We start from the raw sequence: 1,024 nt of genomic DNA on the forward strand, positions 1-1,024 counted from the left end.
CCGAGTTCCCGCTCTCCACCCAGATCGAAGTCGACGCCAGTGCTGCCTCCAAGGCCATCGGCCTCAAGATCACCAACACCAACGCGGCCAACACCCTCGACGCAGTAATCGCCATCAGTAACCTCGCGGTATAATTCAGGCCAAAAAAAAGGCTCTACCGAAGTAGAGCCTTTCTTTGACACCATGCCTGTTTGCTTTCACTGACATGGCCGCCATTGATCATAAACGCCAATGGACTTAAAGCCCGATGCCGAAACAGAGCGGGAACACTACGAACTATAAGTGCCTACATATCCCTTGTCAAAGAGTTTAAACCGAGTCCATGCAGGATACATTTTTGTATTTTAATAAGGTCTTCTTTATCAATAATATGCGTAACATACTTGCGTTTGCCTGAATAATCCTTGCCGTCAAACGGCAGACTCAAGCGGTCAAACGAAACTGTATACAGCATATCTCCCTTAACCCAATGAAATCCCGCATTATATGGTCTCGGCAGGGGTGGGGTTATCGTTAGTGGGTGGTGATAATCCTGATAGGACTTCGGTTCACTGGTGCTCAAAGGCACCACTGTACAAAGGTTGCTTCTTGCCCTCATGCGGGGTGATATAACAACGGCAGGTCGACGCTTCACCATTTCAGGTGGCACAAAGGTCTTATTGAAATCGCAGATAACTACCTGACCTATCTGCGGGTGAAATTTTAGCGCCATCCCCTTAACACTCCAATTATTCTCCAGCAGATCAGTCTACTACAGTTTTCCTTGTCGGGACGACCGCCCCGCGCTCTCTCACTACGCTAACGGCAATAACACCAGACACGATTGCCATGACCGTTACCGTCCGACGATTCACCGAAGCCGACAACACTGACCTGATGCGGCTCTCCATCAAGTTTTTTGCCATGGGCAAGTTCGGCAGGGACTACCACTTCGACGAAGCGAAAGCCGCCGACTACCTGAACCTCCATGCCACCGCGCCCAACTTTGCCGCATGGATAGCCGAAGAAGACGGCCAGCTACTCG

General features: G+C 50.4%; 3 protein-coding genes. 1 reads left to right on the top strand and 2 read right to left on the bottom strand.

The annotated features are described in order from the left end of the window. A partial coding sequence (locus AK963_RS29555) for a hypothetical protein (protein WP_139117794.1) occupies positions 1 to 185 on the bottom strand: 185 nt, incomplete at its 3' end. 101 nt (positions 186 to 286) lie between these two features. Next, complete coding sequence (locus AK963_RS29560; protein ID WP_066018789.1) at positions 287 to 712, bottom strand: type II toxin-antitoxin system PemK/MazF family toxin; 426 nt, start codon at positions 710 to 712, stop codon at positions 287 to 289. A 116-nt stretch (positions 713 to 828) separates the two neighbouring features. Between AK963_RS29560 and AK963_RS29565 the strand changes: the two genes are divergently transcribed. Continuing rightward, on the top strand, positions 829 to 1,024 hold a 196-nt coding region (locus AK963_RS29565; RefSeq protein WP_139117795.1), incomplete at its 3' end, for a hypothetical protein.

The organism is Endozoicomonas atrinae (genome assembly GCF_001647025.1).
Taxonomy (GTDB): domain Bacteria; phylum Pseudomonadota; class Gammaproteobacteria; order Pseudomonadales; family Endozoicomonadaceae; genus Endozoicomonas; species Endozoicomonas atrinae.